General features: G+C 68.8%; 24 protein-coding genes and 1 riboswitch. Of the genes, 10 read left to right on the top strand and 14 right to left on the bottom strand.

The genetic code is table 11. The features are described from left to right. Nucleotides 1-172: 172 nt before the first annotated feature. The 5 genes from J7I44_RS03970 to thiL all read right to left on the bottom strand — a co-directional run bounded on the left by J7I44_RS03970 (nucleotide 173) and on the right by thiL (nucleotide 5416). Nucleotides 173-886 carry an ABC transporter ATP-binding protein gene (locus tag J7I44_RS03970; RefSeq protein WP_209616124.1) on the bottom strand — a complete coding sequence of 238 codons (714 nt, stop codon included), beginning with the start codon at nucleotides 884-886 and terminating at the stop codon, nucleotides 173-175. Between the two features lie 134 nt (nucleotides 887-1020). Beyond that, on the bottom strand, nucleotides 1021-2292 hold the full coding sequence (locus J7I44_RS03965) for an efflux RND transporter periplasmic adaptor subunit (RefSeq protein ID WP_209616121.1): 1272 nt from the start codon (nucleotides 2290-2292) through the stop codon (nucleotides 1021-1023). 535 nt (nucleotides 2293-2827) lie between these two features. Further along, a complete protein-coding gene (locus J7I44_RS03960; protein ID WP_209616118.1) occupies nucleotides 2828-3796 on the bottom strand; it encodes a potassium channel beta subunit family protein in 969 nt (322 codons plus the stop codon). 115 nt (nucleotides 3797-3911) lie between these two features. Next, entirely contained in the window at nucleotides 3912-4415 is a 504-nt protein-coding gene (locus tag J7I44_RS03955) for a phosphatidylglycerophosphatase A family protein (protein ID WP_209616115.1), read from the bottom strand. Nucleotides 4416-4453: 38 nt separating this feature from the next. After that, nucleotides 4454-5416 (bottom strand): thiamine-phosphate kinase, encoded by a 963-nt coding sequence (thiL, locus tag J7I44_RS03950; RefSeq protein ID WP_209616112.1) that lies wholly within the window; start codon nucleotides 5414-5416, stop codon nucleotides 4454-4456. A gap of 536 nt (nucleotides 5417-5952) precedes the next feature. Between thiL and J7I44_RS03945 the strand changes: the two genes are divergently transcribed. Next, nucleotides 5953-6423, top strand: a complete 471-nt coding sequence (locus tag J7I44_RS03945) for a nuclear transport factor 2 family protein (RefSeq protein ID WP_209616109.1) — start codon at nucleotides 5953-5955, stop codon at nucleotides 6421-6423. A 74-nt stretch (nucleotides 6424-6497) separates the two neighbouring features. Here the strand turns inward: J7I44_RS03945 and nusB are convergent, their stop codons facing one another. The 6 genes from nusB to ribD all read right to left on the bottom strand — a co-directional run bounded on the left by nusB (nucleotide 6498) and on the right by ribD (nucleotide 12074). Next, entirely contained in the window at nucleotides 6498-6944 is a 447-nt protein-coding gene (nusB, locus tag J7I44_RS03940; protein WP_209616107.1) for a transcription antitermination factor NusB, read from the bottom strand. Next, nucleotides 6944-7405: a 6,7-dimethyl-8-ribityllumazine synthase gene (gene ribH / locus J7I44_RS03935; RefSeq protein ID WP_209616104.1), complete on the bottom strand. Its 462-nt coding sequence runs from the start codon at nucleotides 7403-7405 to the stop codon at nucleotides 6944-6946. The genes nusB and ribH overlap by 1 nt, the downstream gene beginning before the upstream one ends. Before the next feature lie 178 nt (nucleotides 7406-7583). Further along, on the bottom strand, nucleotides 7584-8507 hold the full coding sequence (locus J7I44_RS03930; RefSeq protein WP_209616101.1) for an LD-carboxypeptidase: 924 nt from the start codon (nucleotides 8505-8507) through the stop codon (nucleotides 7584-7586). Nucleotides 8508-8663: 156 nt separating this feature from the next. Next, nucleotides 8664-9755: a bifunctional 3,4-dihydroxy-2-butanone-4-phosphate synthase/GTP cyclohydrolase II gene (gene ribBA, locus J7I44_RS03925; protein ID WP_209616099.1), complete on the bottom strand. Its 1092-nt coding sequence runs from the start codon at nucleotides 9753-9755 to the stop codon at nucleotides 8664-8666. Nucleotides 9756-9899: 144 nt separating this feature from the next. Further along, the gene (locus J7I44_RS03920) at nucleotides 9900-10541 is read right to left on the bottom strand and encodes a riboflavin synthase (protein ID WP_209616096.1); all 642 of its coding nucleotides are present in this window, start codon (nucleotides 10539-10541) and stop codon (nucleotides 9900-9902) included. A 123-nt stretch (nucleotides 10542-10664) separates the two neighbouring features. Further along, nucleotides 10665-10810, bottom strand: a riboswitch (FMN riboswitch). Between the two features lie 115 nt (nucleotides 10811-10925). Then, nucleotides 10926-12074 (bottom strand): bifunctional diaminohydroxyphosphoribosylaminopyrimidine deaminase/5-amino-6-(5-phosphoribosylamino)uracil reductase RibD, encoded by a 1149-nt coding sequence (ribD, locus tag J7I44_RS03915; RefSeq protein WP_209616344.1) that lies wholly within the window; start codon nucleotides 12072-12074, stop codon nucleotides 10926-10928. A 146-nt stretch (nucleotides 12075-12220) separates the two neighbouring features. Between ribD and J7I44_RS03910 the strand changes: the two genes are divergently transcribed. From J7I44_RS03910 to J7I44_RS03880, 7 genes are all read left to right on the top strand, one after another. Then, entirely contained in the window at nucleotides 12221-12637 is a 417-nt protein-coding gene (locus J7I44_RS03910; protein ID WP_209616094.1) for a YjfI family protein, read from the top strand. Nucleotides 12638-12644: 7 nt separating this feature from the next. Beyond that, on the top strand, nucleotides 12645-13400 hold the full coding sequence (locus tag J7I44_RS03905; protein ID WP_209616091.1) for a PspA/IM30 family protein: 756 nt from the start codon (nucleotides 12645-12647) through the stop codon (nucleotides 13398-13400). Nucleotides 13401-13511: 111 nt separating this feature from the next. Then, the gene (locus J7I44_RS03900; RefSeq protein WP_209616089.1) at nucleotides 13512-14561 is read left to right on the top strand and encodes a potassium channel family protein; all 1050 of its coding nucleotides are present in this window, start codon (nucleotides 13512-13514) and stop codon (nucleotides 14559-14561) included. Beyond that, nucleotides 14558-15217 (top strand): DUF2491 family protein, encoded by a 660-nt coding sequence (locus tag J7I44_RS03895; protein WP_209616087.1) that lies wholly within the window; start codon nucleotides 14558-14560, stop codon nucleotides 15215-15217. The genes J7I44_RS03900 and J7I44_RS03895 overlap by 4 nt, the downstream gene beginning before the upstream one ends. A 38-nt stretch (nucleotides 15218-15255) precedes the next feature. Continuing rightward, nucleotides 15256-15663 (top strand): DUF350 domain-containing protein, encoded by a 408-nt coding sequence (locus J7I44_RS03890; RefSeq protein WP_209616085.1) that lies wholly within the window; start codon nucleotides 15256-15258, stop codon nucleotides 15661-15663. An 11-nt stretch (nucleotides 15664-15674) separates the two neighbouring features. Beyond that, complete coding sequence (locus tag J7I44_RS03885; RefSeq protein WP_209616083.1) at nucleotides 15675-16256, top strand: DUF1190 domain-containing protein; 582 nt, start codon at nucleotides 15675-15677, stop codon at nucleotides 16254-16256. Nucleotides 16257-16264: 8 nt separating this feature from the next. After that, nucleotides 16265-17431, top strand: coding sequence for a glutathionylspermidine synthase family protein (locus J7I44_RS03880; RefSeq protein ID WP_209616081.1), 1167 nt, complete (start codon nucleotides 16265-16267; stop codon nucleotides 17429-17431). 88 nt (nucleotides 17432-17519) lie between these two features. Here J7I44_RS03880 and nrdR read toward each other — a convergent pair whose 3' ends face one another. Together nrdR and glyA are read right to left on the bottom strand one after the other, a co-directional pair. Continuing rightward, complete coding sequence (nrdR, locus tag J7I44_RS03875; RefSeq protein ID WP_209616079.1) at nucleotides 17520-18032, bottom strand: transcriptional regulator NrdR; 513 nt, start codon at nucleotides 18030-18032, stop codon at nucleotides 17520-17522. 99 nt (nucleotides 18033-18131) lie between these two features. Then, nucleotides 18132-19400: a serine hydroxymethyltransferase gene (glyA, locus tag J7I44_RS03870; RefSeq protein ID WP_209616076.1), complete on the bottom strand. Its 1269-nt coding sequence runs from the start codon at nucleotides 19398-19400 to the stop codon at nucleotides 18132-18134. Nucleotides 19401-19535: 135 nt separating this feature from the next. Between glyA and J7I44_RS03865 the strand changes: the two genes are divergently transcribed. Both J7I44_RS03865 and J7I44_RS03860 read left to right on the top strand, forming a co-directional pair. Beyond that, nucleotides 19536-20615 (top strand): alpha/beta hydrolase family protein, encoded by a 1080-nt coding sequence (locus J7I44_RS03865; protein ID WP_209616073.1) that lies wholly within the window; start codon nucleotides 19536-19538, stop codon nucleotides 20613-20615. 1 nt (nucleotide 20616) lies between these two features. After that, nucleotides 20617-21225, top strand: coding sequence for a TetR/AcrR family transcriptional regulator (locus tag J7I44_RS03860; protein ID WP_209616069.1), 609 nt, complete (start codon nucleotides 20617-20619; stop codon nucleotides 21223-21225). Here the strand turns inward: J7I44_RS03860 and J7I44_RS03855 are convergent. Next, nucleotides 21216-22091 carry a DUF817 domain-containing protein gene (locus J7I44_RS03855; RefSeq protein ID WP_209616053.1) on the bottom strand — a complete coding sequence of 292 codons (876 nt, stop codon included), beginning with the start codon at nucleotides 22089-22091 and terminating at the stop codon, nucleotides 21216-21218. The genes J7I44_RS03860 and J7I44_RS03855 overlap by 10 nt on opposite strands. Between the last annotated feature and the right edge of the window lie 155 nt (nucleotides 22092-22246).

Raw genomic sequence — 22246 nt, 5'->3', positions numbered from 1 at the left:
GGATAGGTGGAGTTGCCGCACCTGCTCCCTCTTCCCCGGCGAAGGCGGGGCAGAAGGCTAGGGGGAGGGGGAGGCTCTTGCTCGGCCTTCCACGGCTGCAGAGCACAAACCAAAGGCCAACCCTCTCCCACCTCTCTCCCGGCAGGGCCGGGGGAGAGGGCCTGGAGCAACGTCAGGCGTCGGCGACGCGCGCGTTGTGCGCGTGGAAGCGCGGCTCTTCGGCCAGGTCGACCACCTGGCCGTCGATGATGTGCACGTTGCGCTGGGCGCGGGCGGCCAGTTCCGGGTCATGCGTGACCATGACGATGGTGGCGCCCTCGCGGTGGATCTCCTCCAGCAGTTCCATCACGCCGCGGGCCATCTGGGTGTCCAGGTTGCCGGTCGGCTCGTCCGCCAGCAGCAGGCGCGGGCTGCCGGCCAGCGCGCGGGCGATCGCCACGCGCTGCTGCTGGCCGCCGGAGAGCTCGGCCGGGTAGTGCTTGGCGCGCGAGGCCAGGCCCACGCGCTCGAGCGCGTCCATGATGCGCTGCTTGCGCTCGGCCGCCTTCATGCCGCGGTAGCGCAGCGGGACCTCGACGTTGTCGTAGACGTTGAGGTCGGGAATCAGGTTGAACGCCTGGAAAATGAAGCCGATCTTCTCGTTGCGGATCTTCGAGCGGGCGTTGTCGTTGAGCTGGCTCACCTCGATGCCGTCCAGGTGGTAATGGCCACCGGTGAAGGTCTCCAGCAGGCCGGCGATGGTGAGGAAGGTGGTCTTGCCCGAACCGGACGGGCCGGTCACGGCGACGAACTCGCCTTCCTTCACGTTGATGTTGAAGTCACGCAGCGCATAGGTCTCCACCACTTCGGTGCGGTAGACCTTGGACAGGTGGGTCATCTTGAGCATGGTTACGTCCTTCGGTGGTGGTGAGGGTTTGCTCCTCCCCCTGCTGGCAGGGGGAGGCTGGGAGGGGGTGGCCCGGGCGAAGCGAAGAGCGCCCCTCCCCAACCCTCCCCTGCAAGCAGGGGAGGGAGTGATCGTCAGTCGCTGATCGCGACCTTGGCCGCGTCCTTGAAGTTGTCGGTGCCGGAGATCACGATCCGGTCGCCTTCCTTCAGGCCATCCAGGATCTCGATCTTGTCGATGCTGCTGGCGCCCACGCGGATCGGCTTCTTCTCGGCAATGCCCTCGTGCACGACGTAGGCGTAGTTGCCGCCGGACTCGTCGACGAACGACCCGCGCTGCACGGTTAGCACGTTGTCGCGCTTGTCGAGCAGGATGCGCACGGACAGGCGCTGGTTCTGGCGCAGCTGCTTGGGCGTGGCACCGTCGAAACGCAGGCGCGCGGCTACTTCGCCGTTGACCACTTCAGGCGAGATGGCGCTGACGATGCCCTTCCAGGTATGGCCGTTGCCGGTGATCTCGCCGTTCATGCCGATCCCCAGGTCGCGCGCGAAGCTTTCCGGCACCTGCATCTCCACTTCGAGCGCGGAGAGGTCGATCACGCTGAGCAGCTTGGCGTCCTTGGCCACAGTGGCGCGCTCGGCGATGAACAGCTGGCCGACCTGGCCATCCACCGGCGACTTCACGTTGAGGTCGTCCACCTGGCGCTTGAGGTCCTTGACCAGCAGCTCCTGCCGCTCGTGCGCAAGCTTCTTGGACTTGATGTCGAAGTTCAGGCTGGCGTTGTCCATGCCCAGGTCCGACTTGGCGTGCTGGGTGGTCAGCTTGGCCTTCTGCAGGGTGTCCTTGGCGCGGTCCACGTCCATGCCCGAGACGGCGCCGAGCTTGAAGGCCTTCTCGTTGCGGGCCAGGTCGCGCTCGGCCGCCTGCTGGTCGATCAGCGCGTTGTCGTAGGCCTTCTGCAGCGAGGAGCGCTGCTTGCGCGCCTCGATCTGCGCGCGCTGGTACTCCACTTCCATCGCGTCGGCGTTGGACTCTTCCTGCAGCAACTTGTTGGTCAGCTCGGGGCTGTCGATGACGGCCAGCACCTGGCCCTTCTTCACCGTGTCGCCCGCGTGCACCTTGACCGTCACCGCGCCGCCGGAGGTGGCGTACATGGTCGGGCTGACCGCCGCCACCACCTTGCCCTCGGCCGCGATGTCGCGCACGAACAGGCCACGCTCGACGGTGCCGAAGGACAGCCGCGAGGCGCTCACCGAGGCGTCGGCCGAGAACAGCCGCATCGCGGCGGGCAGCGCAAAAGCCAGCGCGACCAGCACGGCCAGGCCGATGCCGCCGAAAAGCAGCTGGCGCTTGCGGTTGGGTTTGACCTCGACCAGGCGGTCTTGAGCGGAGGTGTCGCGGATCATCGGGCGGTCCTGACCTAGTGACTGTGGCTGGTACAGCAATCGCCGTGCCAAGTCGGGTCAGGAGCGCGCAACCCTCGTGGCTGCTGGTTTCGCGCGAAGGCGAGCCGGACGTGTCCGCTGTCCGCGGACACCGGCACGGACAGGCGGACAAGGCGCCGGACACCGGTTGATCCGGGAGAGGGTTCGGCGCTTCTGCCCCCTCTCACCTGCGGGAGAACCCGGGTGAGGGATCACGGCTTGCGAAGAGGGTCGTTGGAACAGGACCGATGCGGGAAGCTCCTGGCAGCCCCGGCCCCGCAGGGGAGAGGGAGCAGGAGTTCGAGGCACGACACGCGCCCCGGAATATCCTGAAGCCGCGCCCCCCCCTACCCTCCGGGAAGAGGGTGCAGGAGCTCGAGCCAGGACGCGCGTTTCGGCATGGCCTGAAAGCCACAGCTCCCTCTCCCCTGCGGGGGAGAGGGTTAGGGTGAGGGCCAAGGCTTGCCGGCAAGACCGGACGACGCGGTTGAAAGAGCCGCAGGCTACGCGGAAGGCCCTACCCCACCGCCTGCTCGATCCGCCGCTTCATCGCCGCATCGATGCGCGGCAGCAGCTCCAGCGCCGCCAGGTTCTGCTCCAGCTGCTCGCGTCGGCTCGCCCCCAGCAGCACGGTGGACACGTGCGGATTGGCCAGGCACCAGGCAAGCGCCAGCTGGGCCTGGCTCACGCCGAGCTCCTGCGCAATCGGTGCCAGGTGCCGCACGCGCTCCACCCGCTCGCGCCCGGACCCCAGCACGGTCTCGCGCAGCCATTCATAACCGGGCTGCGCCAGCCGCGAATCATCCGGGATGCCGTCGTTGTAGCGCCCGGCCAGCAGGCCGGAGGCGAGCGGCGACCAGATCGTGGTGCCCATGCCGAAGCGCTCGTACAGCGGCGCGTACTCGCGCTCGACCCGCTCGCGATGCAGCAGGTTGTACTGCGGCTGCTCGACGACCGGCGCGTAGCAGTGGTTCTCGCGCGCGATGCGGTGGGCCTCGTCGATCGCCTCGGCCGGCCACTCGCTGGTGCCCCAGTACAGCACCTTGCCCTGGCGGATCAGCGTGTCCATCGCCGCCACGGTTTCCTCGATCGGCGTGTCCGGATCGGGACGATGGCAGAAGTAGAGGTCCAGGTGGTCGACCCGCAGCCGTTCGAGCGCCTGGTGGCAGGCCTCGATGACGTGCTTGCGCGAGAGCCCGCGCTGGGTGGGCTTCGGATCGTCCACGGCACCGAAGAACACTTTGCTCGACACGCAATAGCTGTCGCGTGCAAAGCGCAGGTCCGCCAGCACGTCGCCCATCAGCCGCTCGGCCTCGCCGTTGTTGTAGGTCTCGGCGTTGTCGAAGAAGTTGACGCCCCGGTCATAGGCCAGTGCCAGCAACTCCCTCGCCTGCGAGCGCCCCACCTGCCGGCCGAAGGTCACCCACGCGCCGAACGACAGCGCGGACAGTTGCAGGCCGGTGCGGCCGAGGCGGCGGTAGAGCATGGCGGGTCTCCTCCAGGCGAAAGCGCCATTGTCGCCGACGTGACCTCAATGTCCTGTAGTAGCCCGCCCTGTACACGACCACCATGCGCCGCGCGATCGCGCGCAGGGTGCGGTCCTACAGGGCGATGGCGATCAACGCCAGCACGATGGCTGCGTAGAGCCCCGCCACCACGTCGTCGATCATCACGCCCAGCCCGCCCTTCATGTGGCCGTCCAGCCAGCCGATCGGCCAGGGCTTCCACACGTCGAACAAGCGGAACAGGCCGAAGCCCACGGCGACCAACCACCATGGCGAGGGCACCAGCAAAAGCGGCAGCAGCGCGAGCCACTGCCCGACGAATTCGTCCCACACCAGGCTGCGGTGGTCGTCGACGCCGAGCGCGCGACCGGCGACGTTGCAGGCCCACACGCCCATTGCAAAGGCCAGCACCAGGACCAGGGCGTAGAGCGGCACGCCCAGATGGCGCAGCGCGAGCCAGGGCAGGATCGCGGCGAGCGAGCCGAAGGTGCCCTGCGCCACGGGCGCCAGGCCCGAGCCCAACCCGCATGCCAGCCAACCCGCTGGCAAGGCGAGCAGGCGGCGGCGCTGGTCGGCGGTGAGTTTCTTCCTGTCGGTCATGCGGATTCCGTGGGTTGCGCGCGGGCGCGCGGCTCGCGCTAGGCGCCGAAATGATCCCAGCCCATGCGCATGGCGGCCAGTGGCGCACCGTCGATCGCGCGCACTCCCTGGCCCTCGACCATCGCGCCGATGCGCGTGGCGTGGGCGCCCACGGCTGCCAGCGCGGCCTGCATCGCGTCGACCGAACCCGGCGGCACGGTGAAGCACAGTTCGTAATCGTCGCCGCCGGTCAGCGCCAGTTCGCGCGCGACATCGCCGCCGAACACGCCGTGCAGCGCGGTCGACAGGGGCAGCGCGTCGAGGTCGAGCGCGGCGCCGACGCCGCTGGCGGCGCAAATGTGGCCCAGGTCGGCGAGCAGGCCATCGGAGACGTCGATGCAGGCGCTGGCATGCCCGCGCAGCGCCACGCCGGCACGCACCCGCGGCGTCGGGCGATCCAGCCGCTCACGCAAGGTGCGGTGCGCCTCGTTGTTCGCATCGAACGGCACCCTGCCCTGCAGCAACTGCAGCCCGCCCGCCGCGCTGCCGAGCGAGCCGGTGACGAACAGCGCATCACCCGCACGTGCGCCGCTGCGGGTCATCGCCTGCCCCGGCGGCACGAAACCGTGCACCGCGACGCTCAGGCAGAACGGGCCGCGAGTGGTATCGCCGCCGACCAGCGCCACGGCATGCTGGCGCGCCAGCTCCCCGAAGCCGCCGGCGAGGCCGTCGACGATGGCCGCGTCGCCGTGCGGCACGGTCAGCGCCAGCAGCGCCCAGGCCGGCACGGCGCCCATCGCCGCCAGGTCCGACAGGTTCACCGCCAGCGCCTTCCAGCCGATGTCCCGCGGCGCAGTGCCGTGAGGAAAGTGCACGCCCTCGACCAGGGTATCGATCGCCACCGCCAGCTGCTGCCCGGCGGGCACCGCGAGCACCGCGGCATCGTCGCCGATGCCAAGCCGCACATCCTCGCGCGTCAACGCGGTGCGGTCGCGGATGCGGTCGATCAGGCGGAATTCCATGGCGGGGACCGTCGGCGTGGGAACATGCAAGCAGAGCATCCGCGTGCACGCGAATGCAAGCCTCGGACAGCAGTCAGGACTCCGTTCCCGCCTGCGGGACAGTCCGGCAGGCGGGTGTGGCGAACAGGCGAGGCTCCGCGTGAGCTTCTCGCAAGACTTCCCCCATCCGCCCTGCGGGCACCTTCCCCCGTGAACGGGGGAAGGATCCAGGTCGCAAGCCCCGCATCCAGGCGTTCCGCCGCGAACGCGGAGGAAGGACGAGGCCGCAAGCCCCGCATCCAATCCTTGCTCCGCGAGCACGGAGGAAGGATCCAGGCCGCAAGCCCCGCATCCAATCCTTGCTCCGCGAGCACGGAGGAAGGGTCCAGGCCGCAAGCTCCGCCTCCGAGCCTTCCCCCGCGAACGCGGAGAAGGTGCCGACAGGCGAATGGGGGCGATCCTGGGTGCGATATCCCGATGCGCCCCGTGCCGGATGGCACGGCGCCGGCGGTCGACGGGGCTGGTTAGAATCGGTTGCCTTCAAGGGAGACCACCCGATGCGCCCTGTCCTCCTGCAATGCAGCCATGCCGTCCAACGCGCGGCACTGCTGGCCGCCCTTGTGCTCACCTGCGGAGCGGCGCAGGCCGACAGCACAGCCTCGCCCGCCAGCGTGCTCAAGCCCGTGCATGCCTTCTTCGACGCCATGGCCCGGCACGACCAGGCGGCGATGCGCGCGCAGGTGCTGCCGGCCGGCACCGCCACGCTGATGCGCGAGGGCAAGCCGGTGCAACTGACCCTCGGCGAGTTCGTCGACCACGTGAAGCCGGGCAAGGAAAAGATCGAGGAGCGCATCGGCCACCCGCAGGTGCTGGTCGACCGGGACCTGGCGGTGGTGTGGGCGCCCTACACTTTCCTGCTCGATGGCAAGCCGCACCATTGCGGCACGGACGTGTTCAACCTGGTGCGGGTGGATGGGCGGTGGCGCATCGCAGCCATCGCCGACAACAGCGGCAAGTGCGCGCCGTAGGGCTTTCGTAGGGTGGGCTTCAGGCCACCGCTCTTCCTGCCACCCCAGCCGGCGGGCTGCAGCCCACCCTGCAGCTAGCGTGCGCCCTTCTCGGCCGCGCGCAGCTCGCCAGCGAGCTTGTCCAGCACGCCATTGACGTAGCTGTGGCCGTGGTCGGCGCCGAAGCGCTTGGTCACTTCGATCGCCTCGTTGATGACCACGCGGTAAGGCACGTCGAGGCGATACTTCAATTCGTAGGCGGCCAGGCGCAGCGCGGCGCGCTCGATCGGGTCGATCTGCTCCACCTCGCGGTCGACGTAGGGTTTGATCGCCACGTCGAGCTCGCCCACGTGCGATTCCACGCCGTGCAGCAGGTCCTCGAAGTATTCGAGGTCGGCCACTTCCATGTCCTGCTCGTGGCGGAACTGGTCGATCACCGCCTTCATGTGGCTGCCCGACAGCTGCCAGGCGTACAGCGCCTGCAGCGCGCGACGGCGGGCGCGCGAACGGGCGGCCAGATCGATGCCTTGCGGAGCGCTCATCACAGCTTCCCGTACAGGTTGGCCATTTCCAGCGCGGCCAGCGCCGCGTCGGCGCCCTTGTTGCCGGCCTTGGTGCCGGCGCGCTCTATCGCCTGCTCGATGGTGTCGGTGGTCAGCACCCCGAACGCCACTGGCACGCCGGAAGCGTAGGCGGCCTGGGCCAGGCCCTTGGCGCATTCGCCGGCGACGTAGTCGAAGTGCGGCGTGGAACCGCGGATCACCGCGCCCAGCGCGATCACCGCCGCGTAGCGACCGGCGTTGGCCAGCTTGTGCGCGGCCAGCGCGATTTCCCAGGCGCCCGGCACGCGGATCAGGTCGATCGCGTCGTCCTTCACGCCATGGCGCACCAGCGCGTCGCGCGCGCCGGCCACCAGCGGTTCGACGACGAAGCCGTTGAAGCGGCCGGCGACGATGGCAAAGCGGCCCGTGGGCGTGGCGAAGTCGCCTTCGATGATCTTCATTGCGAATCCTTGGGCAGACGGGAAGCCCTTGCGGGGCCGGGTATTTTACGCATTTTGCGTACATCCCACAGTTCGCGAGATGCGATCACACATTTCGCGGGATAGTGCATGGCCAGCGTAGGGTGGGCTTCAGCCCACCGCCATTCGGCGCGAAAGGCATGGTGGGCTGAAGCCCACCCTACGGTGTCCGGAGGTGTGGGTAATCGTTGCATTCCAGCCGCGCTTCGCCGCCGGCGACGCGCAACCGCGCCTTGCCGCCGAACGGCAGCGTGAGCTGGCGCGACGCATGGCCGTGCGCCAGGCCGTGGATCACCGGGATGCCGGCCATCCGCGCCAGTTGCGCGAAGGCCTCATCCAGGCCGTAGCCGTTGTCGCGCGGCCCCGGGCGGCAGTTGTGGAAATCGCCCACGACCAGCGCGCGCTGCCTGGCGAGCACGCCGGACAATTGCAGTTGGTAGAACAGCCGCTCGATGCGATATGGCGGCTCGCCCAGGTCCTCGACGAACAGGATGCCGCCTTCGATCCGGGGGAAATAGGGCGTACCGAGCAGGCTGCACAGCACCGCCAGGTTGCCGCCCCACAGGATGCCCTGCACGTCCAGTTCGACGTCGCCCGCGCCGGACCAGGTGGCGACGCTCGTGTCCGAACGGAGCGTGTTCCAGAAGTGGTCCCAGGTGAAGGTCGGCATCGGTTCGGCGCCGAGGTCCGCCAGCAACGGGCCGGCAAAGCTGCGCACACCGCTTTTGGCGTACAGCGCCAGCTGCAGCGCGGTGAAGTCGCTGTGGCCGACCAGCGCAAGGCTCGAACCGGCCAGCCGTTCGCGCAAGGCGCCGTAGTCGAGCTGGCCGAGCAGGCGCGCCGCGCCGTAGCCGCCGCGGGTGGCCAGGGCGATGCCCGGCAGTTCGTCGAGCGTGGCCAGTACGTTGATGTCGCTCGCCCGCTCGGCATCGGTGCCGGCGAAACGCAGTTGCGCGCGTTGCAGCACTTCCTGGCCCTCGACGGTACAGCCGACGTCGCGCAGCCGCGCCACGCCACGCGCCATGACGGCGGGGTCGTGAGCGTAACCGGAGGGGGCGATCAGGCGGATGCGGGCGTGAGGCATGGGCTTGATGGCGGTGGGATGCGCGTCATCCTAAGGCATGTGGAGTTGTACGGCGGCGCTTCGACTGCGGCCTGCGCTCACGATGAACGGCCTTTCTGTGAACCGTTCGCCCTGAGCGTAGGCCTGAAGGGCCGGAGTCGAAGGGCCATGCTCACCTCACACGTACTCGACCACTTCCAGATCGAACCCGGCCAGGCCCACCAGCTTGCGTGGCGTACCCATCACGCAAAGCTTGTGGACGCCCAGGTCGGTGAGGATCTGCGCGCCCAGGCCGAGCTGGCGCCACTCCTGCTGTTGCGCATCCTCCGGCTCCAGCGCCACGGGCTGGCGTTTGAGCCGCGCCAGCAAGGCGTCAGTGGTGTCCTCGCCGGAGAGCACCAGCAGCACGCCGCGGCCCTCGTCGGCGATGCGACGCAGCGCGGCGGTGACGGTCAGTCCGAGGTCTTCGCGCTTCAGGTGGAGCACGTCGGACAAGGTGTTGCGCACATGCACGCGGGTAAGCACGGGCGCACCGTCATCCACCGTGCCACGCACCAGCGCGTAGTGAAGGCCATGCCGGATGGCGTCACGCCAGGCGACCAGCCGGAACGGGCCGAATTCGGTGTCGACCTCTTCCTCGTGCACGCGCTGGATGGTTTTTTCGGTTTCCAGCCGGTAGCGGATCAGGTCGGCGATGGTGCCTATCTTCAACCCATGTTTGGCCGCAAAGACTTCCAGTTCCGGGCGGCGCGCCATCGATCCGTCCTCGTGCAGGATCTCGATCAGCACGGCGGAAGGTTCCAGGCCCGCCAGCGCTGCCAGGTCGCAGCCGGCCTCGGTGTGGCCGGCGCGGGTGAGCACGCCGCCAGGCTGCGCGGTGAGCGGGAAGATGTGGCCCGGCTGCGAGAGGTCCTGCGGCCTGGCGTCGGACTTGACCGCCACCTGGATGGTCCGCGCGCGGTCGTGTGCCGAGATGCCGGTGGTGACCCCTTCGGCCGCCTCGATCGAGACGGTGAAGTTGGTGTGGTAGGGCGAGGTGTTGTCGCTGACCATGGGCTTGAGGCCCAACTGGCGCGTGCGCTGTTCGGTGAGGGTCAGGCACAGCAGGCCGCGCGCCTCGCGGACCATGAAGTTGACGTCCTCCGGCCGCACCATCTGCGCGGCCATGACGATGTCGCCCTCGTTCTCGCGGTCCTCGTCGTCGAGGATCACGACCATGCGGCCGGCGCGGAGGTCTTCGAGGATCTCGGGGATGGTGTTGAAGGGCATGCGTGGAATCCGTGGGTTAGTTATGTCGCTTCTCCTTCCGGAGGAGCTGCCCAAAGGGGCGAATGAGGGTTCGGGCGAGCTCAATGCCGCAGTCCGCCCGAACCCTCTCCCCAACCCCTCTCCCGAGGGGAGAGGGGCTTCAGGTCAGGCGAAGCCGTGCTGTTTGAGGAACGCCTCGTCCAGCCGCGGCGCCTCGCCGCTGCCGATCAGCCGTTCGACGTAGCGTGCGATCACGTCCACCTCGATGTTCACGGCATCGCCCGCGCGCCTGGCGTGGAAAGCCGTGTGTGCCACGGTGTGCGGGATCAGGTTCACGCCGAATCGCGTGCCGGCCACAGCGTTGACGGTCAGGCTGGTGCCGTCGATGCAGATCGAGCCCTTGGCGGCGATGTAGCGCGCCAGGTCCGTCGGCACCTCGAACGTCCAGCGCTGCGAACGTGCGTCGGGCGTGATCGAGACCACCTTGCCCACCCCGTCGACATGGCCGGACACCAGGTGCCCGCCCAGCCGGTCGGCCAGCCGCAGCGCCTTCTCCAGGTTGACCGGGTCGCCGGCCTTGAGCTGACCCAGCGTGGTCAGCGACAGGGTCTCGTTGGACACGTCGGCCGCGAAGCCGCGCTCGTCCAGGCTGATCGCCGTCAGGCACACGCCGGACACGGCGATCGAATCGCCCAGCTGCACGTCGGTGAGGTCGAGGTCGGCCGTGTCGACGTGCAGACGCACGTCGCCGCCGCGCGATTCAAGCCGTGCGATGCGGCCCACGGTCTGGATGATGCCGGTGAACATCAGCGCACCTCCCGGCCGGGGGTGGCGATGCGATTGAACTTGGACATGAAACGTTCTCCGCAAAACCGAAGTGAGAACGCCCCAAGGCATGAAGCCCACGCACGGCCCTGGGAAGCCCTGCGCGAGCGTCTTCTTTCATCCGGACTGTGACCGTCGGCTCCGGCATCGGACCGGATCTGCTGACCTTCCGCTGCGCGGAAGCGCTCGCGGGCTCGTTTCTTGCGAAACCTACCGCCGGTGGGGAATTTCGCCCCGCCCTGAAGACGCGATTGCCGGCCACGCCGGCGGGCGAAGTCTAGCACCGCCCCCGTCCCCGGTAGGAACGCATCCTGTGCGCGACCGCGCGGTACATCGCCACACGGCGGTCACGCACAGGATGCGTTCCTACCGCTCCGGTCGCAATTGCAGGCGGATGTCCTCGCCGACCATCCGTCGGTCCAGCGTACGCAGCCGCCAGCGATCGGCCATTTGGGCCAGCGGTGGCAGGGCCAGCAGCGGACGGGCGGTATCGCCGAGCAGCACGGGGGCGATGTAGAGCAGCAGTTCGTCGACCAGGCCGGCCGCCAGCAACGCCCCACACAACGCAGGGCCGGCCTCGACGTGCAGCTCGTTGACGTCGCGGCGGGCGAGCTCGGCGAGTGCGCCGTGCAGGTCCAGGCCGCCTTGACCTTCCGGAAGCGATACGCGATCGACCCCCGCCAGGTGCGGTGGCACGGGCGCGTCGGCCGCGTGCATGAGCAGGGTCGGCGCCTGCGCGTCGAGCACGTGGCTGCCGGCGGGCGTGCGCAACCGTCGGTCGAGGATCACGCGCAGTGGCGTTACTGGCGAAAAGGCCGCCGCCGCTCCCCCGGCGATCCCGCCGGAGACCAAGTCGTTGCCTGCCCCGGCCATGCCCGCGGAAAACCGCGAGCCGTCTTCGCCTTCCTGCAAACGCACGGTGAGGCGGGGGTTGTCGGCCAGCACGGTGCCACTGCCGGTGAGGATCGCCGAACTGCGCGCGCGCCAGTGCTGCACGTCCGCGCGTGCGGCCGCGCCGGTAATCCACTTCGATTCCCCGCCGGCCAGCGCGGTGCGTCCATCTAGGCTCATCGCGAGCTTCACCCGCACCCACGGCCGTCCACGTTCGATCCGGCTGAAGAACCCGATGTTGAGCTCGCGTGCGGGCTCGCGCAGCAAGCCGGATACCGCCGCAATGCCTGCCGCGCGCAGCTTCTCCATGCCGCGCCCGCGCACTTCGGGAAACGGGTCGTCCGCCGCCACCACCACGCGCGCCACGCCCGCGGCCACCAGCGCGTCGGCGCAAGGTGGCGTGCGGCCGAAGTGCGCGCACGGCTCCAGCGTCACGTAGGCGGTGGCGCCCCGCGCAGCATCGCCCGCTTCGCGCAACGCGAACACCTCCGCATGTGGCCCGCCTGCCCGCTGGTGCCAACCGGTACCCACGACACGCTCGCCGTGCGCGATCACGCAGCCCACGCGCGGATTGGGTTGCGTGGTGCAGAGCCCGCGCTCCGCGAGGCGCAACGCGAACGCCATATGGGCATGGTCGGTGGCGGTGAAGAAGGGCATGGCCGGTCCTGCGTTGGAACACCAAGGGTAACGCCAGGCCATCGGCGCTGGCCTGTCCCCGTCAAATTTGGTACAAGCCTGCGTTTACCCGATGGTCAAGGACGAACCCGCCCATGCCTCACGATACCCGCGGCCTGCATGCCCTGCTGGCCAGCCACCACGCCGGTGGCGACGATGTCAGCATCGAACTGATCGATTCCTCCGACCCGGTGATTAACCTGACCATGCACGCGTACGGCGACACGCAGGTACAGGTAGCGGCGTCGGGGGGCCAGATCTTCATTTCGACCATTCTGGTGCCTGCAGAACAGGTACGCGATCGCGACGGTTTCAATGACGCGTGCATGCGCATCAACCCGATCAACCCGCTCTCGAACCTGGGGCTGACCAGCATCGACGGGCGCGACGTCTACATCGTGTTCGGCGAACTGTCCGCCAATGCCTCGCTCGACGAGGTCGAGGAAGAACTGCAGGCGCTGGCGATGAACACCATTGACGCCGCGCAGGCGCTGAAACCGTATTTCGACTGAGGCGACCATGAGCATCCTGTCCAAGCTCTTTACCCTGCTGCGTGGCGTGGCCACCGAGTCCGGCCAGAAGGTGGTCGACGCCAATGCACTGACCATCCTCGACCAGGAAATCCGCGACACCAGTACCGAGCTCAATCGCGCCCGCGAGGAGCTGACCAAACTGATGGCCCAGGGCAAGCTGGCCCAGCAGAAAATGGACGCGCGTGCCGGCAAGATCGCCGAATACGGGCGCTACATCGAGGGCGCGCTGGCCAAGGGCGACGAAGCGCTGGCGCGCGAGGTGGCCGGCCGGCTGGCGCCGCTGGAAGCCGAACAGCAGACCGACCAGGCCAACCTCGCCCAGCTGGAGCGCTCGATCGGCACCTTGAAGGCGACCATCGGCAAGGCCGAGACCCAGCTCAAGGGCCTGCGCAGCCAGGTCGACACCGTGCGCGCCACTGCCTCGGTGCAGCGGGCACAGGTGGCGATCGCGGCACGCTCGGTCGGCACCGGCAGCAAGATGGGCTCGGCGCTCGAATCGCTCGAGCGCATCAAGCAGCGCCAGGCCGAGACCGCGGCGCGGCTGGAGGCCAGCGAAGAACTCCAGTCGCAGACTGGCGACGCCGATCTCGAGCGCAAGCTGGCCGACGCCGGCCTGCTGCAGGACGGTTCGAGCGCTGACACCATCCTCGCCCGCTACAAGAAACCGGCGCAGCTCGACCACCAGACGGTCGAGGTCCGGCAGATCGAGATGCCGGACCGGGTGCCGTCCAACCGGTCGTAACGTCGAGCAGGGTCAACAGGGGGCCCGGCTTCCAGGACATCGCGCCGCAAGCGGCAGCGCTGCCTTCAGAAGGTGGCCGGGGGACTCCCGCAGGGAACGCGGAGGGGAAACATGTGGACGATCGGGCGCCTGTCTCGGGCACTGGCCCGGCACGTGCGGCGGCTCAGCTGGCTGGCCGTGCTGCTGGCCCTGGTCGCGCACATGCTGGCGACCTGGGCGTTGCTGGCGCTCGCCGGCGAGGGCACCCTCACCGCCGTCGAGGCCTTCCCCTACTACTACATGACCACTGCCACCACCATCGGCTACGGCGACCTGTCGCCGCACACGACGATGGGCCGGCTGGTCGTCGCCTTCCTGTTGATGCCTGGCGCCGTCGCCTTCTTCGCTGCGGTACTGACCAAGACCAGTGCATCGCTGGCCGCCTACTGGCGGCGCCACATGGTGGGACGCATGAGCTATCGAGAACTTGAAGGGCACACGGTGCTCGTCGGCTGGCGCGGGCGCGAGTCCGAGCGGCTGGTCGAACTGCTGCTGTCGGACACCGCCACCGACGACGAAGGCCTGGTGCTGGTGGCGATGGAGGTGGCAGAGAACCCGCGGCCGGAGCAGATGCGTTTCGTCGCCGCGCTCAACTACGCCGACAGCCCCACGTATGCCCGCGCCGCGATCGGTCGCGCGCAACGGGTGATCATCCATCCCCCGGGCGACGATCAGGCGCTGGCCGCGGTGCTGGCCGTGATGGCGCACCAGCCGGCCGCACACGTGGTGGCGCACTTCGACAACGAGGCCGCGCTGCAGCTGGTACAGGCGCATTACCCGCGGGTGGAATGCACGCGGCCGATGGCCGCCGAGGTGATCGCCCGCGCCGCGCAGGATCCCGGCAGCTCCACGCTGACCCGCGAACTGCTTTCGACCGAGACCGGCCCCACCCAGTTCAGCCTCGCCATGCCCGCCGATACCGCAGCGACGGTCGCCCGGATCGCGAGCTGCCTGAAGGAGTGCGGCGCCCTGTTCCTGGGCGTCCGTGAACCGTCCGCCGCCGCGGTGCAGATCAACCCGCCCGACAGCCAGCGCGTCGCCGGCGGCGCCCTGCTCTACTACCTCGCACAACAGCGGCTCGACCCGGCCGTACTCGACTGCCTGCGCACGGTGGCGGCATGAGCCTGATCGACAAGCTGTTCGGCCGCACCCGCGCCGCGCCGCCACCGGTCAGTGGCGTGGCCACGTCGATGCCGCTGGGGCTGCGTATGGGCGGGCGGGTCCACTTCGACCGCATGATGTACCGGGTCGCACCCCGCGCGCTGAGCGCAGAGCTCCCCGCCGGCGACCAGGGCATCGAATGCTACGGCCACATCGACCTGGGCGACGGCTGCGTGATGCACCGTTTCTACCTGGAAGACGACGCCTACCTGCAGGTGATGACCGTCGGCCAGAGCGTCGAATCGATCAAGGCCTTCGTTTTCCACGAAACGGTCAATCCACCCACGCTGGCGGCCTTCCGCGAGTTCGTCGCCAGCCACCCGCACCTGGGTGCCGACGCCGTCGACTACGCCGGGCGACGCTGGTCGCGCGTCACCAGCCCCGAGGGCGGCCAGAAGATTCCGCCCATGGCGTTCGACGAGGTGCTCTACCGCGGCGTGCCGCCCAGGCGCGACGACAGCCTCACGCATTACGCCATGGTCTACGCACGCGACGTACCGCAGCTCGAACGCGAGGAATTGCTGTTGGTGACCGCGGAAGATTCTGGCCCCAACCAGTACTGCGTCACTTACGCGATCGGCCTCGACCTGAGCGAAGCCGACCTCGACATCACCTGAGCCGGACGGCTCGCCACCCAAGCCAAGGAAATGACCCCATGAACCACATCATCACGGCAGAGAGTTTCGTCGCCTTCCTCGCCTACTTCGGCACCGGCCTGGGCGTACTGATCGCGGCGGTCGTGGTGGTCGCGCTGATCACGCCGCATCGCGACTTCACGTTGATCCGGCAAGGCAACGCCGCCGCCGCGACCGCGTTCGCCGGCACTCTGGTGGGCGTCGCGCTGCCGCTGCACGCCGCCATCAGCCATTCGGTAAACTTGGCCGATGCAGCCATCTGGGGCGCCGTGGCGACCGTGTTGCAGATCGTCGCCTACCTGCTCGCGCGCGCCGTGGTCGGTGGCGTGTCCCGGCAGATCACGGAAAACACCGTCTCGGCGGGCATCTTTGCGGCAGGCATCTCCATCGCCGTGGGCCTGATCAACGCCGCCTCGATGACCCCGTGAGGACCCGGCCGATGAAGCGATCCTCCCACCTGCGCCTGACCCTGATGGCCGCGACGCTGCCGGCCGCGCTAGCCGGCTGCGACACCGGTCCCGCCACTGGCACCGTGCTGCGCTCGGTCGATGACTGCCCGACCGTCAAGGACGTGCCAACCGCCCAGTGCCAGGCTGCTTACCAGACAGCGCTGGCCGAGCACCAGCGACTCGCGCCGCGCTTCCACGACTGGAATGACTGCTACCAGCAGTTCGGCGCCTGCTCGCCGGTGGTCAACGATGGGGTGGTCAGCTATTACGTCCCGCCGATGGCGGGCTTCCTGCTCGGCTACGCGGCGGCCCGCCGCAACGACGATCGCGGTTATGCCTACAGTTACAGCGGACACAGCATTCCGCTGTACCGTGACCGCAGCGGTGACTTCTACAAGCCCAGCGGCGACTACGTGTCCGGTCGCTCAGGGACCGTCAAGGGCAACGCTGGCCACGCCACCGCACCGACGCGCGCGATCACCGTCTCGCGCTCGGGCTTCGGGTCCTCCAGCGCGGCGCGTTCGTCGTTTGGCCGGGGCGGTCACGGCGGCCATTTCGGCCACGGCGGCTGAGCTGTCGCATGCGACGCATCGCGATCGCCGAACGCCCGGACTGGCGCGAACAGGCCGCCAACCTGGGCTTCCACTTCCATACCATCGACGGCGAGCGCTACTGGGACGAGCGTGCGTACTACAACTTCACGCTGCGCCAGATCGAGGACGACCTGGAAGAGCCCACGCGTGAACTGCACGAAATGGCGATGGCGCTGGTGGACGAGGTACTGCGGTCGGAGCAACTGCTGCAGCGCCTTGCGATTCCCGAGGCGTACTGGGACTGGATCGTCGGCTCCTGGCGCCAGTCGCAGCCGCACCTGTACGGACGCATGGACCTGGCCTACGACGGCCATGGCCCGGCCAAACTCTACGAGCTCAATTACGACACGCCCACCTCGCTGTACGAGGCGGCCTACTTCCAGTGGTTGTGGCTGGAACAACAGATCGCGGCCGGCCTGCTGCCCGCCGATGCCGACCAATACAACCGCATCCAGGAACTGGTGTGCGAGAGCCTGGCCGGACTTGCCCGCGCCCAGGCGATCGGCAAGCGGCTGCATTTCTCTGCGGTCAAGGAATCGGCCGAGGATCGCGCCACCGTCAGCTACCTGCGCGACTGCGCGCACCAGGTTGGCATCGATACGGCCTACGTCGATATCGAAGACATCGGCATCAGTGCCGAGGGCTGGTTCACCGACCAGGATGACCAGGTCATCCAGACCCTGTTCAAGCTGTATCCGCTGGAGTTCATGATGGAGGAGCGCTTCGGCCCGATGCTGCCCAGCCACAAGATGCAGCTGGTCGAACCGCCGTGGAAGGCGATCCTGAGCAACAAGGGCATCCTGCCGCTGCTGTGGGAGCGCCATCGCGGCCACCCCAACCTGCTGCCCAGCCGCTACGCCGAAGCCGGGGTCGAGACGCCCGCCGGCTGGGTGCGCAAGCCGCTGTTCTCGCGCGAGGGTGCCAACATCGACATCGTCACGGCCGAGGGCCAGACCATCCACTCGCCCGGCCCCTACGCCAGTCCGCTGGCCATCCTGCAGGCGTACCACCCGCTGCCCGGGTTCGACGGCAACTACCCGCTGGTCGGCAGCTGGGTGATCGCCGACCAGCCGGCCGGCATCGGCCTGCGCGAAGACGCCACCCTGATCACCCAGGACACCTCGCGCTTCGTGCCGCACGCGATCATCGGCTGACCGGTCCGCGGCGTAGGGTGGGCTTCAGCCCACCGCTTTCTCCCGCATCAAAGCGGGTGGGCGAAAGCCCACCCTACCGGGTCCGCGCTTATTTGGCAGGCCGCTTGCTGCCGCCCAGCAGCGGCAACTGCAAGGCGTCCAGCCCCGGCAGGTCGCGCTCGAGCTTCTCGATCTCCTCGCGGAACGCCTGCACGTCCTCGAACTTGCGATAGACCGAGGCGAAGCGCACGTAGGCAACCTGGTCGAGCTTCTTCAGCTCGCGCATCACCAGCTCGCCGACCTGGCGCGAGGGCACCTCGCGCTCGCCACTGCGGCGCAGGTCATTGATGATCTCGCGCACGGAATGGTCGACGTCGTGGCTGGCCACCGGGCGCTTCTGCAGCGCGCGCTCGAAACTGGTGCGCAGCTTGCGCTCGTCGAACGCCTCGCGCCGCTCGCCGCTCTTGACGATCGCCGGCAGCTTCAGCTCCGCCGTCTCGAACGTGTTGAAGCGCTCGCCGCATTGCGGGCACTCGCGACGACGGCGCACGGTGGCGCCGTCCTCGGTCAGCCGCGAGTCGATCACGCGGGTGTCTTCGTGCTGGCAGAAGGGGCAATGCATTGGGGGGAATCGTCAATGGGAAATAGGGAATGGCAAAGAGCCAAGCTCGCGGGAACCGCCTTCACGATTGACGATTGACCATTCCCCATTCCCGGCTTCTCAGCCATACACCGGGAACTTCTTGCACTGCGCCTCGACCTTGCCGCGCACCGCGGCGATCACCGCCTCGTCGCCCGGCGCGTCGAGCACGTCGCACAGCCAGTTGGCCAGGTCCACGCAGTCGGCTTCCTTGTAGCCGCGGCTGGTGACGGCCGGGGTGCCCACGCGCAGGCCGGAGGTGACGAAGGGTTTCTGCGGGTCGTTCGGCACGGCGTTCTTGTTGACCGTGATGTGCGCCTTGCCCAGCGCCGCTTCGGCGTCCTTGCCGGTGACGCCCTTGCCGATCATGTCGACCAGCATCAGGTGGTTCTGCGTGCCGCCGGAGACGATCTTGTAGCCGCGCTCGATGATCGTCTTCGCCATCGCCTGCGCGTTCCTGACCACCTGCTGCTGGTAGGTCTTGAAGTCGGGTTCGAGTGCTTCCTTGAAGGCCACCGCCTTGGCCGCGATCACGTGCATCAGCGGGCCGCCCTGGATGCCCGGGAAGACGATCGACTGCAGCTTCTTCTCGATCTCCTCGCCCGCCTCGCCCATCGCCTCGCGATTGGCCACGATGATCCCGCCGCGCGGGCCGCGCAGGGTCTTGTGGGTGGTCGAGGTGATCACGTGCGCGTGCGGGAGCGGGCTGGGGTACACGCCGGCGGCGACCAGGCCGGCCACGTGCGCCATGTCGACGAAGAAGATCGCGCCGACCGAGTCGGCGATCTGCCGCATGCGCTGCCAGTCGACCACCTGCGAGTACGCCGAGAAGCCGCCGACCAGCATCTTCGGCTTGTGCTCGGTGGCGAGGCGCTGGACCTCGTCGTAGTCGATCAGACCGGCATCGTTCACGCCGTACTGCACGGCGTTGAACAGCTTGCCGGAAATGTTGACCTTCGCGCCGTGCGTCAGGTGGCCACCGTGGGCGAGCGACATGCCGAGAATCGTGTCGCCCGGCTGCAGCAGCGCCAGGTACACCGCCTGGTTGGCCTGCGAGCCCGAATGCGGCTGCACGTTGGCGTAGGTGGCGCCGAACAGCTGCTTGACGCGCTCGATGGCCAGGCGCTCGGCCACGTCCACGTATTCGCAACCGCCGTAGTAGCGCTTGCCCGGATAGCCCTCGGCGTACTTGTTGGTCAGCACCGAGCCCTGCGCTTCCATCACGCGCGGGCTGGCGTAGTTCTCCGAGGCGATCAGCTCGACGTGGTCCTCCTGGCGGCGCGCTTCATCGGCGATGGCCTTGGCCAGCTCGGGGTCGAAACCTTCGATCGTGCAATCCTTCGGAAACATGTTCGCCTCGGTGTTGGGGAGCGGGGGATCGGCCGAAAAGTGTAGTCCTCGCAGGGGTTCCCGGCCACTGCGGAGGCTTGCAGCCAGCCTGCGTACAGCGTACCGTACGCCGCACGCTATCCATGGAGCCTCCCGATGGCCCTGACCCGCCGCATGCCTGCCGCGCGCACGCCTGCGCTCGTACGCCGCCTGTACCGCCTGCTCGCGGCCGCCCTGCTGTCGATCCCGCTGGCGCTGTGTGCCGCCACGGTCGAGGGCGCGGGCATCCGGCCGATCAGCTTCCCGGACCCGGTCAACCAGGGCCATACGCCGGGCTTCGTGTTCTACCCCGCCTCCGCGCCGACGCATGGCACGACGGCCGTCGGCCCCTACGACGTCGCCGCCACGCCCGGCGCGCCGGCCCTGGCGGGCGCCTGGCCCCTGGTGGTCATCTCGCACGGGCACGGCGGTTCGGATCTGGGCCACCACGACCTGGCCTCCTATCTCGCGCGGCACGGCTTCGTGGTCGCCACCTTCGAGCAGCCCGGTGACAACTTCCACGACCAGAGCGGCTCGGCCACGTCGAAGGTACTGGTGGGGCGCGCGATCGCGGTGCGTGCGGTCATCGACACGTTGCTTGCGGATGCGCGCTGGAAGCCGCTGATCGACCCGGCGCGCATCGGCGTGGCCGGCTTCTCGGCCGGCGGCTACACCGGCCTGCTGGTCGTGGGCGCCAAGCCGCGCTTCGATCTTTTCATCGGCTATTGCCAGCGTCACCCGGACGACATGGAAACCTGCGGTCCGGCCAAGAAGCTCACGCCGGAGCAGGCCGCCGCCTACCTGGCGGCTATCCAGCATGACCTGACCCGCTGGGGCGACACCGCCGACCCGCGCGTCAAGGCCGCCTTCGTGATGGCGCCGCTGTCGCTGGTCTTCGACAAGGCCGGCGCTGGCGCGATCGATCGCCCGGTCGACCTCTGGTACGGCCAGCACGACCACGTGCTGCTGCCCTCGGAAAACGCGCGGCACATCAAACCGCTCGTTCGCACGCTCGCGCAGGTGCACGAGGTGGCGAAGGCCGACCACTGGGTCTTCCTGGCGCCCTGCTCCACTCGACTGGCGAAGGACGCCGGCGAGATCTGCAAGGACCCGCCCGGCGTGGACCGCGCAAAGGTGCATCAGCGGATCAATGCCAACGCCATGGCCTTCTTCCGCAAGGCGCTCGGCGCGCACTGACATGCCCAAGGCGCTCAGCGAACAGGACGAGGAGGCCTTCCGCGAGCGCATCTGCCAGGCGGCGGCCCGGCTGTTCGTCGAGGAAGGCCCGGCCGCCGTCAGCATGCGCCGCATCGCCGCGGAGCTCGGTTGCGGCACGATGACGCCCTACCGCTACTTCGCCAGCAAGGAGCAGATCGTCACCGCGGTGCGCACGCGCGGCATGCACCGGTTTTCCGAGGCGCTGGAGCGCGCACTGGACACACCCGGCGACGGCCGCACGCGCAGCCGCGCCGTGCGCGATGCCTACATCGACTTCGCCCGCCGCGAGACGGCAACTTACCGGCTGATGTTCGAGTATCCCGAGCCCCGCCGCGAGGATCCGGCCTACCGCGAAGCCCATGCGCGCATGTGGCGCACCGTCGCCGCCCACGTCGAGGTGCTGGTGGCCGAGGGCGCGGTGGAGGCCGATCCGGCGCTGCTCGGCCACCAGATCTGGGCGGCGCTGCACGGCGCGGTCATGCTGGAGATCGCCGGCCTGCTGCCGAACGGTTTCGACGCCGCCTCGCTGCACACCCGCACCGCCGGCACCCTGTTCGAGGCGGCGCGGCCCGGGCGCGGTCAGGCCTGATCCCCGCGGGCGCTTCCCCTGCGCCGGTGCAGCGCCCAGACCATCGCGTAGCTGATCACCATCAGCAGCAGCCACGAGCCGAGCTTCGATAGCGGCACCATCGACCAGCCGTGACGCTGCGCCGGATACAGCCAGGCGCGACTGAAGGTGCCCACGTTCTCCGCCAGCCAGATGAACAGCGCCACCAGTACGAAGCCCAGCAGCAGCGGCATGCGCCGATGCACGCGGCGGACGCGGTAGTGCACCCAGGTGCGCCGGAACAGCCAGGCCAGCGCGACGAACAGCAGCACCCGCGCGTCCGGCAGGTAATGGTGGCTGAAGAAGTTGAGGTAGATCCCCAGCGCCAGCACGGCCGCCGGGACGAAACCCGGATGCCCGCTGAAGCGGAAGTCGAACAGGCGCCAGGCCCGCGCGATGTAGCTGCCCACCGCGGCGTACATGAAGCCGGAAAACAGCGGCACGCCACCCAGGCGCAGCAGCGAGGGCTCGGGATAAGCCCACGAACCGACCGCCGTCTTGAACAGTTCCATCAGCGTGCCGACCAGGTGGAACAGCGCGATTACCCGCGCCTCGCGCGGGCTCTCCAGCCGGCTCGCCAGCAGCGCCAGCTGGATGCCGAGCGCGGCCAGGGTGAGGAAGTCGTAGCGCGCCAGCGGCGCGTCGGCCGGATACCAGCGCCAGGTCGCCAGCAGCAGCGCCACCATCAGGCCGCCGAACAGGCAGGCCGCGGCCTGCTTGAGGCCAAAGCAGAGGAACTCGTAGGCGAAGGCCGCCCACCTTCCGCGGCGCGAGGCCTGATGCGCGACCCACCGGTCCAGCCACCGCAAGCCTGACCGCGCACCGCGCCGACTGCCGATCGCCTCCATCGCCCCGCTCCCGTGCAAAAACACAGAGGGTCGGGGCCCGGACGGCGCGCCGCATGGCAAGACGAGGCCCGATCGGCGATAATTGGCGGTCATTTCCCCGCCTTTTCCGCTCGGACCGCTCCCGCGGCCCGCGGACGCCCTTAAGGGAGCCGCAG

This window comes from Frateuria flava (assembly GCF_017837635.1).
Lineage (GTDB): Bacteria > Pseudomonadota > Gammaproteobacteria > Xanthomonadales > Rhodanobacteraceae > Frateuria_A > Frateuria_A flava.
The sequence above is the reverse complement of the archived record's forward strand: the minus strand, read 5'-3'. Positions and strand labels throughout refer to the sequence as shown.

Excerpts from the sequence above, each read along its gene's own strand:
- J7I44_RS03970 (WP_209616124.1), bottom strand. The coding sequence starts at position 886 with ATGCTCAAGATGACCCACCTGTCCAAGGTCTACCGCACCGAAGTGGTG.
- J7I44_RS03965 (WP_209616121.1), bottom strand. The coding sequence starts at position 2,292 with ATGATCCGCGACACCTCCGCTCAAGACCGCCTGGTCGAGGTCAAACCC.
- J7I44_RS03960 (WP_209616118.1), bottom strand. The coding sequence starts at position 3,796 with ATGCTCTACCGCCGCCTCGGCCGCACCGGCCTGCAACTGTCCGCGCTG.
- J7I44_RS03955 (WP_209616115.1), bottom strand. The coding sequence starts at position 4,415 with ATGACCGACAGGAAGAAACTCACCGCCGACCAGCGCCGCCGCCTGCTC.
- thiL (WP_209616112.1), bottom strand. The coding sequence starts at position 5,416 with ATGGAATTCCGCCTGATCGACCGCATCCGCGACCGCACCGCGTTGACG.
- J7I44_RS03945 (WP_209616109.1), top strand. The coding sequence starts at position 5,953 with ATGCGCCCTGTCCTCCTGCAATGCAGCCATGCCGTCCAACGCGCGGCA.
- nusB (WP_209616107.1), bottom strand. The coding sequence starts at position 6,944 with ATGAGCGCTCCGCAAGGCATCGATCTGGCCGCCCGTTCGCGCGCCCGC.
- ribH (WP_209616104.1), bottom strand. The coding sequence starts at position 7,405 with ATGAAGATCATCGAAGGCGACTTCGCCACGCCCACGGGCCGCTTTGCC.
- J7I44_RS03930 (WP_209616101.1), bottom strand. The coding sequence starts at position 8,507 with ATGCCTCACGCCCGCATCCGCCTGATCGCCCCCTCCGGTTACGCTCAC.
- ribBA (WP_209616099.1), bottom strand. The coding sequence starts at position 9,755 with ATGCCCTTCAACACCATCCCCGAGATCCTCGAAGACCTCCGCGCCGGC.
- J7I44_RS03920 (WP_209616096.1), bottom strand. The coding sequence starts at position 10,541 with ATGTTCACCGGCATCATCCAGACCGTGGGCCGCATCGCACGGCTTGAA.
- ribD (WP_209616344.1), bottom strand. The coding sequence starts at position 12,074 with ATGGCGTTCGCGTTGCGCCTCGCGGAGCGCGGGCTCTGCACCACGCAA.
- J7I44_RS03910 (WP_209616094.1), top strand. The coding sequence starts at position 12,221 with ATGCCTCACGATACCCGCGGCCTGCATGCCCTGCTGGCCAGCCACCAC.
- J7I44_RS03905 (WP_209616091.1), top strand. The coding sequence starts at position 12,645 with ATGAGCATCCTGTCCAAGCTCTTTACCCTGCTGCGTGGCGTGGCCACC.
- J7I44_RS03900 (WP_209616089.1), top strand. The coding sequence starts at position 13,512 with ATGTGGACGATCGGGCGCCTGTCTCGGGCACTGGCCCGGCACGTGCGG.
- J7I44_RS03895 (WP_209616087.1), top strand. The coding sequence starts at position 14,558 with ATGAGCCTGATCGACAAGCTGTTCGGCCGCACCCGCGCCGCGCCGCCA.
- J7I44_RS03890 (WP_209616085.1), top strand. The coding sequence starts at position 15,256 with ATGAACCACATCATCACGGCAGAGAGTTTCGTCGCCTTCCTCGCCTAC.
- J7I44_RS03885 (WP_209616083.1), top strand. The coding sequence starts at position 15,675 with ATGAAGCGATCCTCCCACCTGCGCCTGACCCTGATGGCCGCGACGCTG.
- J7I44_RS03880 (WP_209616081.1), top strand. The coding sequence starts at position 16,265 with ATGCGACGCATCGCGATCGCCGAACGCCCGGACTGGCGCGAACAGGCC.
- nrdR (WP_209616079.1), bottom strand. The coding sequence starts at position 18,032 with ATGCATTGCCCCTTCTGCCAGCACGAAGACACCCGCGTGATCGACTCG.
- glyA (WP_209616076.1), bottom strand. The coding sequence starts at position 19,400 with ATGTTTCCGAAGGATTGCACGATCGAAGGTTTCGACCCCGAGCTGGCC.
- J7I44_RS03865 (WP_209616073.1), top strand. The coding sequence starts at position 19,536 with ATGGCCCTGACCCGCCGCATGCCTGCCGCGCGCACGCCTGCGCTCGTA.
- J7I44_RS03860 (WP_209616069.1), top strand. The coding sequence starts at position 20,617 with ATGCCCAAGGCGCTCAGCGAACAGGACGAGGAGGCCTTCCGCGAGCGC.
- J7I44_RS03855 (WP_209616053.1), bottom strand. The coding sequence starts at position 22,091 with ATGGAGGCGATCGGCAGTCGGCGCGGTGCGCGGTCAGGCTTGCGGTGG.